The sequence below is a fragment of the uncultured Barnesiella sp. genome, assembly GCF_946496565.1.
Lineage (GTDB): Bacteria > Bacteroidota > Bacteroidia > Bacteroidales > Barnesiellaceae > Barnesiella > Barnesiella merdigallinarum.
Genome location: NZ_CAMMHD010000004.1, coordinates 146,481 through 162,952, shown reverse-complemented (window position 1 = coordinate 162,952; position 16,472 = coordinate 146,481). Strand labels below are relative to the sequence as shown.

Sequence of the window (16,472 nt, the reverse complement as noted above, 5' to 3'; positions counted from 1 at the left end):
AACAGCCGCCACAGCCGCAGGCAAGACCGCAGATACAGCCGCACGCGCAATACGTACAGCGGACAGGCGGACAGCAGCCTTCCCAACCTCAATATCCGCCGCAGCCTGAAATACAGGACTGGCAGGAAGAACGGTTCATGCAGGAGGACGAACAGCAGCCGTACCTCTCCGATCAGGAACACCCCGCATACAGTGAAAAGGACTACGAGGAATACATCGATTTCCCGCAGTCCATGCTGGAACCCAAGTATTCACCTTATCAGACAGTTTAAGACATGGCACTCGAAATCAAAGGAATGACACGCTCATTCAAATTCAAGAAAGGAACGGAGTATATAACCCTTCAGGACCCGGATCCGAACATCTCGCCGGACATGGTCATGAGCTACTATTCGAACATGTACCCGGAACTGACGACGGCTACCGTTCACGGACCGGTCATCAGGGAGGATATGACAGAATATGAGTTCAAGACAACTATCGGAACAAAAGGATAAAGGATATGGCAAAGGACAACAGAAAAAAAAAGAAATCATGTGTACCATTGGACGGATATCAGGCGGAACAGCTCGCGAGGCTTATCATTGCGGAAACCGAAAGGAAGGTGCATTACGGCACGGAAAGGAAGAAACGGATTGCGGCACCCAGCGGTGCCGTAATTCTTTTCTGAACGCTACGTTCTTGCCGATATCCCCATCGGAACTGTTCACGGACGGTACTGACGGGAAGCCGCACAATCTTATCACGCAGGAAAACTATGAGTACCTGCGTGATTCCTTTTTCAGATATGCACTCATCATGAAGAAGGAGGCGGTACATACACCGGGACGAACGCCCGGCGAAAGCATTGCCAGACTGCACGAAGAGATGTGTAACCTTGTAGGCAATGACATGAATGTCAACATTGAGCAGGACGAAGAAAGACTCCTGTTCCGTCTCTGGAAATGTCATGAATGGGGAGAACTCACGTTGTATTACTTCCCGACGAAGTTCATGGAAAGGCTCGGACCGGAACTGAGACGCATATCCGTCACCTTCATCCACAACCTGATGCAGGCGAACGGGATAAATACTGTACTGGACGAGGATGACATGGACTATGCCCTGACACTGATGTCTGAGGATGATTCGGGTGAAACGGCATCTGACCGGAAAAAGAGGCGGCGGCTCCTGCACTCCTATGAGGAAGGCAGGATACATGCCCTGTTACGCCGGGTGGAACGCAAATCCTATTACAAGAATCTGCCGAAGGCAATCGACCGATATAAGCCAAAGGACGGGTACGAACAGTCACTGCTCTCTGTCATGAAGGAGGGGCTGGAGTTCCTTACACCTGAACACGGCATCATGGAATACGGCTACGATCCCTTCTACGAGGAAGAACCGGACTTTTTGCCCATGTATCTCAGCAAGCAGATCCGGGTCATCTATGACTGCACCGACATGATAACGGAATATCTCACCGACTATTACAACTCCTACAGCCAGGAGACATACGACATCATTCCGGTCACTACCTGTGACCTGTCTCCGGAAACGGAGGAACTGTTCCGCATGGACGACTATCCGGAACGTTTCTTCAAATGGGCGGAAAAATTCATCAACATCACAGTATAAACCAATCTGAAAGCATATGATAGACAGCAACGAACTGACCAGAAAAATCAAGACGCCGCTCAACCCCAGGGCGGCACTGATTGCCTATGCCTCGGAGAATGACAGGAACTTTTTCCTTGAAATCCGTGAAATTGACGACCGGGGAAACATGACGGAAGGAAGACCGGTAACCCTGGAATTCATGAACACGCTCGTGAAGGGATATTCGGAAAGACACAGCACCACTCCATATGGAAAGATACCCGACAACCTGTTGTATTGCGACCAGCGCAAGGGCAGCGAGAGATACGTGTGGTACAACCCTCCGCACAAGAGGATGATGTTCTTCAGCCCCGCGCTCAAAATAGAAAACGCGGAATATTACCTGCCGGGAGTGATCTATGAGGCCGGAGAACACGGAATGAGAATCTATGCCTACAAGGAAAATGTTCCCGGACCGGATACCGTGCTGTACGCCGCGCCCTTCTTCAACGTGACAGGTTCCAGCGTATGTCTGGGAAACGCCAGGATAGAGCTGCCGAAGGACCTGACCTATGAGAAGCTGCTGCAGTACTGGGAAAGGAAATTCTGGCTTACGGAATTCACCCACCTGGGAGGGAACGGGAACCCGACAAGGTCAAACCTCGTGCTGGTGACAAAGGCGGCACGGGACAGGGACTTCAACCTCGACGAACTGAAGCAACTGAACAACATGAAACTTAAAGACATACTGAAATGAAAAGAGTACATTACATCGACAACTATCTCATAAACCCGCAGCATCCGGTAACGGTAAACCTTATCGGAGCGGGAGGAACAGGCTCGCAGGTACTTACCTGCCTGGCCAGACTTGACACGGCACTGAGGGGACTCGGACACCCCGGGCTGTTTATAACCGTGTATGATTCCGACATCGTGACGGAGGCCAACATCGGGCGACAGCTCTTCAGCCCCTCGGACATCGGCCTGAACAAGGCACAGTGTCTTGTCACACGCATGAACAACTTCTTCGGCAACGACTGGAAGGCGGTACCGGACATCTATCCGGCAGCCCTGAAGGACGCCAGACGGGATAATCTGGCCAACATAACGATCACCTGCACGGACAACATAAAGTCACGTATCGACCTGTGGAACATACTGAAAGCCGTGCCGGTATCGGAATACAGAAGCCACGAGACGCCCCTGTACTGGATGGACTTTGGGAATACACAGGACACGGGACAGGTCGTCCTCGGAACCGTACCGAAAAAAATCAGGCAGCCGGAATCCAAGCTGTACGAAACGGTGGAGTCACTGAAAGTGATTACCCGCTACGTGAAATACGCTAAAGTAAAGGAGAAAGACTCGGGACCGAGCTGCTCACTGGCAGAGGCCCTGGAAAAGCAGGACCTGTTCATCAACTCCACATTGGCACAGCTCGGCTGCAACATCCTGTGGAAAATGTTCCGCAACGGCATGATCGAGCATTACGGGCTGTACCTGAACCTTTCTACCTTGAAAATGAATCCGATACCTGTCTGAACGCGGCTTTATGACCTATAACATGTTAAAACTTGTTTGAAATCAAGACAAACATATATTAACTTCATTGCAGTTAGGAACAAATGTATATATTTGTATTTTGGAATATTATACAATAGGACAGCGTATTGTCTTGCCGGAACTTCCATAATTCAGGCAAACGAAAACAGGGCCATCCACATTTCCACACGGGACTATAACAGGGGGCCTTATTTTTTCCTGCATCGGAAAATACGGAGAAACAGAAATATGGACTGACTGTAAAAAAAAGAATATGGACAAGATATTGGATACCCGAACCAGAGAATTTTCTGCCGACAGCTGCCGGCAGAAGGGAGAATCATGCGGGCAAACCGTCGCCCGCCAAGGTTATAAAAGGCCGGAGTGCATTCTGTGTACGACTGGATAGCGCATCGGGGTGACATCCAAATTACTCACGTCCCGGAAGACTGCGCCCCACAACCTTCCGGGATTTTTTTTATCATAAGGCGTATGAGGAAGCTAAGTGGAATTTCATTGCAGACAAAAATCATAGCTGGTTATCTGATATTGCTGGCAGTCATCGGAAGCATGATTGCCATACTGCTTCATGAGCGCAAAAAAATGCATGACATAGCAAACGGAACCGCAGAAATACGTGAGATCCGGAATGAAGTCAACGCCATACGCCGCCACATTGTCGGAATCGCATTGCTGGGGGAATCCGCCATCGGATGGGACAGCGAGGACTTCTCAGCATACCAGAACAGGCGCCTGCACATAGACAGCCTGCTGGAACGGATGAAAGACAACGGCCTGGATCTGGTAAGCCACGAACAGATAGACACATTGCGACGACTGTTGGAAGAGAAGGAAAGCCGCCTGTATCATCTTACAAAGGTTTTTCAGGAGCAGAGGACATCAGACAGCCTGCTCTACAACCATCTCCCCGAGGTCATCGACAAGAGTACCCGTACACGCACGGTCACCCGCCGGAAAAACGGCATAGCAGGTTTCTTTGGCAAGAAGGAAACCGTACAGGTGCCGGCTTCCACGACAGAACTGCGGCAGCTCAACCGCCAGTTGATAACCATGCAGGAAGAGCATGACAGACATATCGGACTCTATATTGACAGCCTGCGTTTGCAAAACCTGAAACTGAACAAAAGACTGAACTCCTTCATCACCGCCCTTGACGAACAGGTCCAGGCCGCTTTCCAAAACCGGGAAACAAGGATTGCGGAGGCAAAAGCACTTTCATTCAAACTGTTTGCGGCCACCATCATCGTTGCCATTGTCCTGCTGATCATATCCCATCTTGTCATACAGAGGGACATACGGCGCAAGGAACATGACCGCAGCAGACTGGTGGATACGCTCAAACAGAACCGGGAACTGTCCGAAATGAGAAAGCGTATCATCGTAACGCTTTCCCATGACATAAGGGGACCATTGAACGCCATCTGCGGCAGTGCGGAACTGGCCATTGACACCAGGGAAAGAAAACGCCGCAACACTTACCTTGACAACATCATCAAGTCCTCACGCCATATCACAAGGCTTGCCAACAGCCTGCTTGACCTCTCCAGACTGGACGAAGCGAAGGAATCACTGAACAGGATACCTTTCAACCTGAAAGCCTTCGTCGACGACATTAACGAGGAATACACCTGTGCGGCCAATGACAAGGGGCTGGTCTTCAAAACGGAAGCAGAAGGCACCGACATAGTGGTATACGGAGATGCGGACCGTATCCGTCAGGTGGCGGACAACCTGCTGACTAACGCTATCAAGTTCACCCGCAACGGAACAGTCTGTTTCCGGGTAAGCCACAAGGACGTGGTAATGACCATGGAGGTGGAGGACTCGGGCATCGGCATGGACAAGGAAACGATAGAACGCATATTCAGACCGTTTGAACGGGCGGCGCCAGACATTTCGCCGGAAGGCTTCGGGCTCGGCCTTCCGATAACCAAGGGACTTGTGAACCTGCTCGGCGGCAGTATTTCCGTATCGAGCCATGTCGGGGAAGGCAGTCTGTTCCACACGGAAATCCCCCTCGCCATTTCCACTGAACCGGTAAAGAACCACGTCATGCCGACCGTGAAAAGGCTCAGCCTTCCAAAGCGTATCATCCTTGTGGACGACGATCCGATACAACTGCGCATCGTCATGGAGATGCTGGAGCGCAACGGTGTATCATGCCGTACCTGCATCGGGGCGAAGGACGTGGTGGGCGAACTGCGGAAAGAACCCTACGACTTACTGCTGACAGACATCCAGATGCACGGGACCAGCGGTTTTGACTTGCTATATCTCCTGCGTCATTCCAATATCGGAAATTCACGCACCATTCCGGTTGCCGCCATGACTGCCCGCAACGACGTGGACGAAAGCCGCTATACTGAAGCCGGCTTTTCCGGCTGCATACAGAAACCGTTCTCCATGAACGAGCTGCAGGCTTTCCTTTCCTCCATAATGGAAAGGTCGGGCCAGCGGCAGGAACAGAAGGCGGATTTCAATGCCTTAGCCGCAGAGACGGGGGATATGGAATGGATGCTCAATGCTTTCATTGAGGAATCGATCGACAACAGGACGGAACTGAAAAAAGCCCTTGAAAGCATGAAAACGGACACGGAGCGGATGAAAAACACCCTGCACCGCATGTATCCCACCTGGGAACAGCTGGGAGTGGCCTGTGAACTGGAAACATACAGCAGAATCCTACATGACGATACTTCCGATGATCTGACCATCAGTACATATACAGAGACGGTCATCGGAAGAATAGACCGGCTGGTAGGCGATGCGAAGAACCTGCTTTCGGAAATCAGAAAACTTGACTTAAAGAACTATACGGATGAAACACAGAATACTCATAGTTGAAGACAATATCCTGCTGGCCGGACAACAAAAGAAATGGTTTGAGAAATCCGGCTATGAAGCAGTGACGACGATAGACGAACCCGGTGCAAGGCGGCTTCTGAAAAAGGAGCCTTTCGATCTTGTCCTTTCCGATGTCCGTCTTCCGCAGGGGGACGGCATATCGCTGCTCGAATGGATGCAGAGAGAACGGATAGACGTTCCCTTCATCATCATGACCGGATATGCCTCCGTGTCGGATGCCGTCCGTGCCATCAAGATGGGGGCAAAAGACTATCTGGCCAAGCCTGTTCAGATGGATGAACTGCAAAGTCTGATAAAGAACATCCTGCATCCTCGCTCAGTCATATACGGAAAGGACAAGGACATCCTTCCCAGGAACAGCCGACAGATGAAAGAAGTGGAAAATCTAGCTCGTACGGTCGCTCCATTTGACATTTCCGTACTGATTCTTGGTCCGAACGGTGCAGGCAAGGAATCCGTAGCGCAACGTATCCATTATTCCAGCGAGCGCAGGGAAAAGCCGTTCCTGGCAGTAAACTGCGGGGTCATTCCCAAAGAGCTTGCGCCCTCGCTCTTTTTCGGGCATGTGAAGGGGACGTTTACGGGGGCGGACACAAACCGTGAAGGCTTCTTTGAAACGGCCCGTGGCGGGACCCTGTTCCTTGACGAAGTAGGAACATTGTCCATGGAGGTACAAAGCATGCTCCTGCGTACCTTGCAGGAAGGCAGCTATATCCCTATAGGCAGCAACCGGGAGAAACACTCCGACGTAAGGATAGTGGCGGCAACCAACGAGGACCTTCAGCTGGCCATCAGGGAGAGACGCTTCCGGGAAGACCTCTACCACCGTCTGGGGGAATTTGAAATCGTCCTGCCGGCCCTGCATGAATGCCCGGAGGACATACTTCCGCTTGCCGAACATTTCAGGGAAAAGTTCTCCAGGGAACTCAAACGGCAGACCGACGGATTCAGCCGTGAGGCAGAGCAACAGCTGCTCTCATACGGCTGGCCGGGAAATGTACGGGAATTGCAGAACAAGATCAAACGAGCCGTCCTGCTGTCCAAACAGCCGATAATCGAAACGGCTTGTTTGAACATAAGAATCGAGGATGAGAAAGAGAAAATCTTCCTTTTTCCGGAAAATGAGACACAGGAAAAACAGTCCATCATCAGGGCCTTGAAAATATGCACGGGCAACCGGAAACGGACGGCGGAGATGCTGCACATTGATCCTTCTACGTTGTACAGAAAAATGAAGAAATACGGACTGAACGACAAATAAAGGCAATATAGACCGGAGATGTTTTCCAGTCTGGAATAAAATGCCTACATTTGCATAAGTCTGGCAAAATATGGAATACATACTGCCAGCAGGAACATAAGAAAATACCGACAGGGCTGACAGCCTCGCCGGATATTATACATAAGTCGCAAGACGTCTCGGATGGGAATCTGACAAATTCAAAAATACAGAGGCTTTTGCGTGCAGCTTATGCTATGCCTAATAGCGTGAGCTCATGCAAATTTCTGTATTGGGCTTTGTCAGAGCCTCCATCCGAAATAGCGTGAGCCTCACGCTTTTCATTTGGAGTATCAAGGTATGGCAAAGTTACAGGTTCTGATAGCAATGACATTGAACGGTTTCGTCCCCGCACGGAACGATTCCCTGCTGCAATGGATACAAAACAGCGATGACGGTTTCCCCTACTGGCGGGGCCGGTCCACCCGCATGTTGTATCCGGGCTATCCGCTAGTCGACCTCATCTGTGACAAGGAACAGTCTGCACCCTCTGACATATATCTGGCTGAAATCTATGACGACAGCGGCGCAGAACTGCTGCGGGGACTGTCCCTGTACCGCCTGATAGATGAGATGGTCATTTTTCTTCTTCCGGTAATCAGTTCCGAAACGGTTCCCGTATCAAAACATATCTCCACGGACAAATGGGAACTGGTCAGGACAAAAACATTCAGAAACGGGATCTGCCGCCTTACTTATCGCAAAACATTGCAATAAAAGATTGCACGCTCTTGCATTTGCAATACTTCTATCAGTCTCGTTTTTATGGGGCTGATTTTTTATTTCTCTATTATTCAGCGACTTGCCATGTTTTTATGTGGTAATAAGCTCCATTGGTCCATGTTTTGGCCTATATCATAATGAAACCTGTTGCGCAACACGGTGTAAAAAATGGAATTATTACACTAAAAACAGAATTCATTATGATACAGATAGACAGGGAGACATTCCAGATGATGCTCCACCAGATAATGGAACGGTTTGACAGGATAGATGACAGACTGAACCGCATGAACAGGCAGACGGCCGCCCTTGAGGGTGACAAGCTGCTCGACAACCAGGATATGTGCGAACTCCTTGGCGTTACGAAACGCACCCTTGCACGCTACCGCCAGAAGAAGCTCGTCACATACTACATGATTGACGGGCGTACCTACTACAAGGCTTCGGAAGTCCAGGACTTCCTGAACAGGAAGGGGAAGGTGCTGCCGGCGAGAATAAAAAAAGAACTCGGTCTTCAACCCTAATAAAATGACGGTATGGAAATTATATGTATGGAAAAACAGACCTTTGACGAATTGGTTGTCCGTCTCAGCATGATCGAGAAAAAAGTCACCGGTATATGTAGTCAGACCAAAGACGCGGCACTGAAAAAATGGATGGACAATCAGGAGGTATGCGGGATTCTCCGAATATCCAAGAGAACACTTCAGGTATATCGCGAGAAAGGACTGTTGCCTTTCACCCGGATTAAGAACAAGTTCTTCTATAAGCCGGAAGATGTACAAAGCCTGTTGGAATCAAGTTATCACCCACAAAAAAGAAAGCCATGAGTTACGATCTTATAAACAGAAAAGACCCGAGAATTGATACTATTTTCAAAGGGCTGGAAAACATGGAGCGCATGATAGACGCAATACGGACGGCTCCAAGGCCCGCATTCCACGGTGATTATTTCCTCACGGACGAGGAACTTTCAAAACTGTTGAAAGTAAGCCGGCGTACCTTGCAGGAATACCGGACCCTCGGTATGATACCTTACTATCTTGTACAGGGAAAAGCCCTTTACAAAGAGTCAGACATACAAAAAGTTCTTGACGACGCATATAAAAGATGCAGGGAAGAACAGCGATGGGTATGAAGCAAAAGTAAAAGAAACGGCCTCTTTACAAGGTCGTTTCTTTGTTGTCGGACAATTGGTATCCGAATTTCCTTCTCCGTTTCTTGACAATAACCTCTTCTTCGTACAAACCAAAAGTTCGGTCCATTCCGGCTGCTTTCAGCCGTTTCATGTCCTCGTCCACTTTCCTGTCAGTCACTTTGGCATAAAGCTGCGTGGTCTCAATACGCATGTGCCCCATCATTTTGCCGACTGTCTCGATTGGAACACCCAATGAAAGGGTTATATGGGTTCCGAAATTGTGTCGTGCCTTATGAAATGTAAGTTCAAATCCGTAAACTTCACCCAACTGGTGGGCGAGCATAATGAAATACGTACGACTATACAGATTGAAGACCTTGTCATCCTTTCTCTGTTCCCGATATTTCTCTATTATCTTCAACGGAATATCCAGCAATCGGACAGAAGACAGTGTTCCTGTTTTCTGGCGGTGGATATGAATCCACCATGAACCGTCTTCAGATTGGGTAATATCATTTACCCTCAATTTTTTCAAATCCGTATAGGCAAGTCCGGTAAAAGTGGAGAAGATGAACATATCCCTTACAAACTGAAGCTGTGGCTTCTCGACAGGTGTTGTAAGCAGTGTCTTCAGGTCTTCCAGCTTCAGATGACGACTTTTCCGTTTGGGCAGTTCAGGATGAAGGCGACAATACGGATCACGGCGGATTGTTCCCTGGCTGACAGCCCGCATGGTCATCTTCTTCAGCCTGTAAAGATGTTCATGCACACTCTTCGGGCTTAAATTCCTGTCCGTCCTGAGAAAAAGTTCAAAGTCATCGTAGAACACACGGTCAAGACTACGTAGCAGTACATCCTCTACGCCGCGTTTTTCCTGCACGAAAGCCGAAAGGTGCTTATATGAACGTAAGTAGGAATCATAACTCTCCTTTATACGATCCACACCGATACGTTTCTTAAACTCCTCGTTATGCTCTCTGAAAAGAGCCAGCAGAGTTAACGGTTTCTGACCGACTCCCATCACGGCATTCTTCACCTGCTCTGCCGTAATAAATCCCAGACTGTTCTTAATCCGCCTGTAATGCTCCTTGATTTCTTTGGTCAGATCATCAATAGCCCGGTTGACGGTAATGGCATTCTCACTGCGGCCGTCAGCCCGTCCTTTTTCAGGATTCCAGATGGCCGGATTGACGGATACTTTCGTTCCTATCTGTTCCCATTTGGCATCTATGCTTATCTTGCACAGCAACTGGCACGTTCCATCCTTACGGACTTTGGTGCGGTTTATATAAAACAGTATCGCAAATGTACTGCGACGTTTGATTTCCATATTGTCAGTATTTCTTTTCATAATCCTATTTTTTGCCATTATCAAATAACTACAGAAAACCGCTCAGCAATTATTTTATCCAATGCTTTCGTATCTGTATCTATCTTATTGTCTGTCACCTTTGCGTAATGCTGTGTGGTCTCAATACGACTGTGCCCCAACATCTTGCTGACCGTTTCAAGCGGTACGCCATGGGAAAGTGTAATTTCTGTCGCATAGGTATGACGGGCTGCATGGAAGACCAGCTTACGTCCTATACCGCAAATTTCGGCGATGCGTTTCAAATAACGATTCAATGAACTGTTGGAATACATGGGGAGAAGCTTTCCTTCAGGAGCCATATCGCGGTATTTTTCAATAATATGGAACGGCAGTTCCATAAGCGGTATTTCAAAATCCACACCGGTTTTCTTGCGAGAACTCCTGATCCACCAGGTACCATCTTCCGCGAGAGAAAGATTTTCATTTGTCAGCAGACACATGTCGCTATAGGGAATACCCGTATAACAGGAAAACAGGAACATATCTCTCACATGATAAAGAATCTGATCATGGAGAGGTGTTGTCATAATCCTATTCAATTCTTCGGAGGTGAGATATTTCTGTTCCGGTTTCGGATGTACCGGTTCATATCCGACAAACGGGAATACTGTTATTATACCGTCAGCAATAGCTTCTCCGACAATTGTTTTCAGTTGGACGGTAAGATTGACTATTGTGCCTGAAGCCAGACAACATTCCGTACGTAGGTACAAGTCATATTTTTCAATGAAGGAACGGTCCAATGCGGCAAAAGGGATATCTGACAGCTTATATTGCATCTGTAAAAAACGTACCAGATGATTGTAGGAATTACGGTAAGCCCTCAATGTCTTTTCCGTACGATTGATCCCAACACGTTTTTCGAAATTTCTAATGAAAAGTCTGAAATAGCTTAATAGGGTTTCCTGTTCCGAAGCCATACCCAAAAGTTGATGCTTTACATCCTCTGCTGTTACATCCTCACGGATTGCAGATTGTTCCGCAAAGATGCCGAGCGCGGCAGCTCGTATTTCATCCAGTCTGTTGTTTATGTCTCTTGCCGCAACACTTTTTCCACACGCCCGTCCGGATGACCACAATGACTGTGGCACACGAAACTTGACACTGAATGCTGTTTCAGAGTGCTTGCCGACAATAAGCCGTGCCATCACGGGACAGTTTCCCCTGGCATCCGCCTCGCTCTTTTTAAGGTAGAACGAAACCTTTACATCTGTCTGATTCATAATCTGTTCCATTGTTTGCAAAATTAACAGAGACAGAGTTAATCATCGGCATGTAAAATATCGTCAGACATCGACAAAGCTATCACCATTGACTTCCGGAACCTATATTTTTCATATCTCAAAAAAAATAAGTACCTTCGCTAAGCCAAAATGATGAAACTGCGTTCTTTACGGTCGGAGCAGAAAGGATTTTCAAATAACTCCATACAACTGGAATGGGCAACGGATAGGTAGCAATTTTTTCGCTTAACTATTCAAAAAACGGCTTCAAAGCACACATTTACAAATGCGGAATAATGCTGCGTATCTCCCTGAAAGCCCAATAGTTTACATTATTCTTCCTAAATCCATCCGAAATCGGGCGAGTTTCGCTATATTTGTAACAGACATTGGTTGAATACAACGCTAAAATCTTTTCGTCATGCGACAAATCATCACCCACTTTACCGACGATGACCTGTATAAGTTTACCATGTGCTGTGCCGTAATCGACAACTTCCCGCGAGCACAGGTGAAATATACCTTTACCGACCGCGACAACACCGTCTATCCGGCCGGATTTGCCCAGGCTCTGAGCGAACAGATAGAGATGCTCGACTCGGTCATCATCACCGACGAAGAAATCGAGTTTATGAAACGGCAGTGCCGCTATATCCCCACCTGGTTCTACACCTACCTGAAGGGCTTCCGCTACAACCACGAGTGGGTGAAGGTGCGTCAGGACGAGGAGGGGCACCTGCATGTCGACATCGAAGGCAGTTGGGCCAACACCATTCTGCTGGAGGTAAAACTGCTGGCCATCATCTCGGAACTCTACTACGCCATGACCGGCCAGAACCAACACTTCGACTACGACGCGTACTACACGAAAACCAGCGAAAAAGGCAAACGGCTCCTGGAGGCCGGGTGTGTATTCAGCGACTTCGGTACCCGCCGCCGGGCCTCGTTCGAGAGCGAAGATACCGTGGTGCGTGCCTTGAAAGCGTGCGACCACAGCCAGCAATGGCCGGGCCGGTTTGTCGGTACCAGCAACGTATACCTGGCCATGAAGCACGACCTGCTGCCGGTGGGCACCATGGCTCACGAATTTATCTGTGCCATAGGGGGCATGTTCGGTCCGCAGATGGCCAACCACATGGCCATGGACTACTGGCGCAACACCTTCCGCGGGGCGTTGGGTACCTTCCTCTACGACAGCTTCGGGTGGAACATCTTCAGCCTGAACTTCTCGGAAGACTTTGCCAACCTCTTCAAAGGGCTGCGCATCGACAGCGGCAACAACTACGAGCAGCTGATGAAGATTGTGGAGAAATACCGCTCGCTGGGCATCGACCCCAAGAGCAAGCAAATCATCTTCAGCAACGCCCTGAATACCCAGCAGGCCATCGAGATACAACAGTATGCCCGGGACTACTGCCAACCCTCGTTCGGGATAGGCACCCACTTTACCAACGACTTCGACGGCATAAAACCGATGAACATCGTCATCAAGCTCATTGCGGCCAAAATCACCGAATCGTGGTCGTTCTACAACGACACCTGCAAGATAAGCGAAGACGACGGCAAGCACACGGGTAATGCCGAGGTGATTGCCCGGTTCATGGAGGCGCTGCATATGAAATAATTTGGGGAGAATCGGATTCCCCCCTGTTATCCCAGATAGCGCAGAATAGATACAACGAGGGGTTGTGTACGTGAACTTGCGTTCCGTCACAACCCCTCGTGCCACACTATCTTCTTACTTACTCTCTGTCTATCGTACCGAGGTGGCGGTCAGACTTCGCTCGCTGGTCCCGGTGGTTGTAGAGCCGGAACCTACGGTATAGTCGAAGTCGCAGGTGTAGTCGCGGGTACCGTCATGCAGCGTGCGAACCTCGATTTTCAACCCCTTTATGTCGGGGAACTCACGCTTTATATCGTCCATGCGGAACGAAGCTACCCCCCACAGGAAATGGTCCAGGTCGGGATCGTCCATGCGGTTGTGCCGCAAGTTGAGGTGCAGGTAGCCCTCCTCGTCGAGCGCGGCGGCTTCGGAATAGTCGCGCACCAGATTGATCATGTGCTTCTCCCTACCGAGACCGCGCGTTTCGAACTGTACCGTCAGGTACTTTTCGCTCGTCCACATGCTCAATATGTTCATCGGGTCGTTGCCTATGCTGTCGGTCGTTTCGGGAGTAATAGGTATCACATTCTTCACCAATACCGAGTCGATGTCGTTAACCACAATGTAGTAGTCGTACCCCTCGCGCTGCCCGTCGAGAAAGGTGAAGTTGACAATCACCCGCTTGCCGTTCTTGGTCAGGTAACTCGGCAACCGGTCGCCGTTCGAGGGGAACATGGTCTTTTTATCATCGAGCAGGATATAGGGCGAGTGTCCCTCCTCGACCACCATATCGCCCACGGCATAGGAATAGGGCACGTAATAACCATCTTCGTCATCGCCGCAGGAGGTCAACCCGCACGACAGGATTACACCCAGCAATCCGGTCCACAGCATGTGTTTCATTTTCATATCTTCTTGTATTTAATTTTATTCGCTTTTATGGGATAAACGGGCACGACCTCCAAATACTGCACCGGCTACTGTTAAAAAGTGAAAAACAATTTTTCTATCGCCTGCCATGCAGTATTTTTACATCGTTGCATTTATTCAATAACAGGATTCACCCCATGAACGAAGCAGAGCTGGTAGCGCGTTGCAAGCAGAAGGAGCCCTCGGCGCAAGCCGAACTCTACCGACGGTATGCCGGCGAGTTGTTTGCCCTCTGTATCCGATACGCCGGCAACCGCGAGACGGCCAAAGACCTGCTTCACGACGGATTCCTCAAGGCGTTCACCTCGCTCGACAAGTTCGACTACCGGGGCGAGGGTTCTTTGAAAGCGTGGTTGAGCCGCATCATGGTAAACACGGCGCTGGAAGAGGCGCGGAAACAGGCGCAGCATTTCGATGTCGACCTCGACGAGGCTCCCGAGGTGGCCGATCCCGACTCGACCGACGACGGCCTGGTGCAACAAATCGCCCCCGAGGTCTTGCTCCGCTTCATTGCCGAGCTGCCCGACGGTTACCGCACGGTATTCAACCTCTACACGTTCGAGAACAAGTCGCACAAGGAGATTGCCCGCCTGCTGCATATCAACGAGAAAAGCTCCTCGTCGCAGCTATACCGGGCACGCACCTTATTGATGAGTCGAATAAAAAGATATTTGGCACAACATGGAGACGAATAAAAACAGTAACGACTGGCGAAAGAGCTGGCAAAAACAGCTCGACCACTATTCGGTCACGCCCCCGCCCGAGGTGTGGGAGGGGCTGAGCGAAGAGCTGGCCCCCCGGGTGCGCGTGGGCCGGCGGGCCGTGCTGTGGGCTGCCGCGGCCTGTGCAGCCATTCTGATAGGATGCTTCGTCGGGCTGCAATATCTCTCGCCGGGAATACCCGCCCACGAGACTCCGCTGCAAACGGCTCAAGCCGACCGTCCAACAACGGGCCAACCCACCCCCGCCCTCTCCAACGAGCCCTCTGCCTCCAACCCGGCAACACCGCTCTATACCCAAGCCCAATCACCGGCAAACGGCCACACGGCTCGGGCAGCCCGTCGGCCTGTCACTCCCGCCGCTTCCCTGCCGACAGCGGAGAGCGAACCGATAGCCGAATTACAACGGGTCATACCCGACACCACCTCCACAACCGGCCAACCGGGCTACGAGGCAGAAGCCCATGAACAACCGGCACAACCGGCAACACCATCGCCGCGTACGCGCAAAGGCTACTCGCTCTACCCCCGCTCGGGCGAGAGCGAACAGGCAGCCTACCGCCCGGCCCGCACACAGACCCGCACAAGCGGAAGCTGGACCGTGGGGCTCTCGCTGGGCAACAGCCTTATTACCGCCGCCGACAACCGCAGCGGATTCGGTAACCTGGCCCCCTACGCTACGGCCGAGATGGCCAGCCTTCCTTCGCCCGAAACGGGCGTGACGCCCAACGGCAAGGAGGCATCGGCATCACCCTACCAGCAAATCATGCTGCAAAATATCAACGCCCAACCTACCACCGACGTGAAGCACCACTTCCCCATCTCGGTGGGTGTCACGGTGCAAAAGTCGCTCAACCCGGCTCTCGCCCTTGAAACGGGACTGGTATATACCTATCTCGCCTCCGACCTCATGGCCGGCGATGCCGCCTACTACACGCAGAAACAGCAGTTGCACTACCTGGGTATCCCCCTGAAACTGCAATGGAATTTTCTGCGCAAGCGCTATTTCAACCTCTATGTCATCGGGGGCGGCATGGCCGAGAAGTGCATCTATGGCAGCCTGTCGTCGCACTACGAAGCCAACGACCGCCCGTCGCTCAATCAGGACGAGCGGCTGAGCATTGACCCGCTGCAATGGTCGGTATCGGCAGCCGTCGGCATCACCCTCAAGCTGGCGCCTCACGTCAACCTCTACGCCGAACCGGGCGTGGCCTACTACTTCGACGACGGGTCGCAGGTCTCGACCATCCGCAAAGAGAAACCCTTCAACCTCAATCTGCAGGCCGGTCTGCGATTCGACTTCTAACCAGCTGTTCATCAACGACAGGATCGCCAGCTGCGTCATAGCGGCCGCCCCCGTTGTGCCCCGTCATCGCCCGACCGATAAAAATTTTTCCGCTTTTTCTGTTACAAAGCCGATTGCCTTTCGTTACATTTACAGAAAACAAAAAGAGAAACCCAAGTCGTTCAAACCCCGAC

Annotated in this window: 16 protein-coding genes and 1 pseudogene; 14 read left to right on the top strand and 3 right to left on the bottom strand. The window is 50.5% G+C overall.

Going from position 1 to position 16,472, the window contains the following annotated elements; translation table 11 throughout:
- From Q1K76_RS03655 to Q1K76_RS03605, 11 genes and pseudogenes are all read left to right on the top strand, one after another.
- Nucleotides 1-272, top strand: a pseudogene (locus Q1K76_RS03655) (PRTRC system protein E); the annotation flags it as partial.
- 3 nt (nt 273-275) lie between these two features.
- Entirely contained in the window at nt 276-497 is a 222-nt protein-coding gene (locus Q1K76_RS03650; protein WP_055300447.1) for a PRTRC system protein C, read from the top strand.
- 37 nt (nt 498-534) lie between these two features.
- A complete protein-coding gene (locus tag Q1K76_RS03645; RefSeq protein WP_300131133.1) occupies nt 535-1,617 on the top strand; it encodes a hypothetical protein in 1,083 nt (360 codons plus the stop codon).
- Nucleotides 1,618-1,633: 16 nt separating this feature from the next.
- Nucleotides 1,634-2,335 (top strand): PRTRC system protein B, encoded by a 702-nt coding sequence (locus tag Q1K76_RS03640; protein ID WP_289551269.1) that lies wholly within the window; start codon nt 1,634-1,636, stop codon nt 2,333-2,335.
- On the top strand, nt 2,332-3,120 hold the full coding sequence (locus Q1K76_RS03635; protein ID WP_057281983.1) for a PRTRC system ThiF family protein: 789 nt from the start codon (nt 2,332-2,334) through the stop codon (nt 3,118-3,120). The genes Q1K76_RS03640 and Q1K76_RS03635 overlap by 4 nt, the downstream gene beginning before the upstream one ends.
- A gap of 492 nt (nt 3,121-3,612) precedes the next feature.
- Nucleotides 3,613-5,985, top strand: coding sequence for an ATP-binding protein (locus tag Q1K76_RS03630; RefSeq protein ID WP_300131128.1), 2,373 nt, complete (start codon nt 3,613-3,615; stop codon nt 5,983-5,985).
- Nucleotides 5,960-7,267, top strand: a complete 1,308-nt coding sequence (locus Q1K76_RS03625; protein WP_300131126.1) for a sigma-54 dependent transcriptional regulator — start codon at nt 5,960-5,962, stop codon at nt 7,265-7,267. Before Q1K76_RS03630 ends, Q1K76_RS03625 begins: the two co-directional genes overlap by 26 nt.
- Nucleotides 7,268-7,585: 318 nt before the next feature.
- Nucleotides 7,586-8,002, top strand: a complete 417-nt coding sequence (locus tag Q1K76_RS03620) for a hypothetical protein (RefSeq protein WP_032949291.1) — start codon at nt 7,586-7,588, stop codon at nt 8,000-8,002.
- A 206-nt stretch (nt 8,003-8,208) separates the two neighbouring features.
- Nucleotides 8,209-8,532 carry a helix-turn-helix domain-containing protein gene (locus Q1K76_RS03615; protein ID WP_032944609.1) on the top strand — a complete coding sequence of 108 codons (324 nt, stop codon included), beginning with the start codon at nt 8,209-8,211 and terminating at the stop codon, nt 8,530-8,532.
- Between the two features lie 12 nt (nt 8,533-8,544).
- Nucleotides 8,545-8,838, top strand: a complete 294-nt coding sequence (locus tag Q1K76_RS03610; RefSeq protein WP_055301264.1) for a helix-turn-helix domain-containing protein — start codon at nt 8,545-8,547, stop codon at nt 8,836-8,838.
- Nucleotides 8,835-9,146, top strand: coding sequence for a helix-turn-helix domain-containing protein (locus tag Q1K76_RS03605; RefSeq protein WP_055301262.1), 312 nt, complete (start codon nt 8,835-8,837; stop codon nt 9,144-9,146). The genes Q1K76_RS03610 and Q1K76_RS03605 overlap by 4 nt, the downstream gene beginning before the upstream one ends.
- A gap of 25 nt (nt 9,147-9,171) precedes the next feature.
- On the opposite strand, the gene Q1K76_RS03600 is transcribed toward Q1K76_RS03605, so the two are convergent.
- Both Q1K76_RS03600 and Q1K76_RS03595 read right to left on the bottom strand, forming a co-directional pair.
- Nucleotides 9,172-10,497 (bottom strand): site-specific integrase, encoded by a 1,326-nt coding sequence (locus tag Q1K76_RS03600; protein ID WP_151940016.1) that lies wholly within the window; start codon nt 10,495-10,497, stop codon nt 9,172-9,174.
- A 20-nt stretch (nt 10,498-10,517) separates the two neighbouring features.
- On the bottom strand, nt 10,518-11,741 hold the full coding sequence (locus tag Q1K76_RS03595; RefSeq protein ID WP_151940036.1) for a site-specific integrase: 1,224 nt from the start codon (nt 11,739-11,741) through the stop codon (nt 10,518-10,520).
- A 421-nt stretch (nt 11,742-12,162) separates the two neighbouring features.
- Here Q1K76_RS03595 and pncB point away from each other — a divergent pair, with 421 nt between their 5' ends.
- Complete coding sequence (gene pncB, locus Q1K76_RS03590; RefSeq protein ID WP_300131114.1) at nt 12,163-13,365, top strand: nicotinate phosphoribosyltransferase; 1,203 nt, start codon at nt 12,163-12,165, stop codon at nt 13,363-13,365.
- Between the two features lie 129 nt (nt 13,366-13,494).
- On the opposite strand, the gene Q1K76_RS03585 is transcribed toward pncB, so the two are convergent.
- The gene (locus Q1K76_RS03585) at nt 13,495-14,253 is read right to left on the bottom strand and encodes a NigD-like protein (protein WP_258327373.1); all 759 of its coding nucleotides are present in this window, start codon (nt 14,251-14,253) and stop codon (nt 13,495-13,497) included.
- A gap of 158 nt (nt 14,254-14,411) precedes the next feature.
- Here Q1K76_RS03585 and Q1K76_RS03580 point away from each other — a divergent pair, with 158 nt between their 5' ends.
- Nucleotides 14,412-14,969, top strand: a complete 558-nt coding sequence (locus Q1K76_RS03580) for a sigma-70 family RNA polymerase sigma factor (RefSeq protein ID WP_258327372.1) — start codon at nt 14,412-14,414, stop codon at nt 14,967-14,969.
- Entirely contained in the window at nt 14,956-16,299 is a 1,344-nt protein-coding gene (locus tag Q1K76_RS03575; protein WP_300131112.1) for an outer membrane beta-barrel protein, read from the top strand. The genes Q1K76_RS03580 and Q1K76_RS03575 overlap by 14 nt, the downstream gene beginning before the upstream one ends.
- Nucleotides 16,300-16,472: the final 173 nt, after the last annotated feature.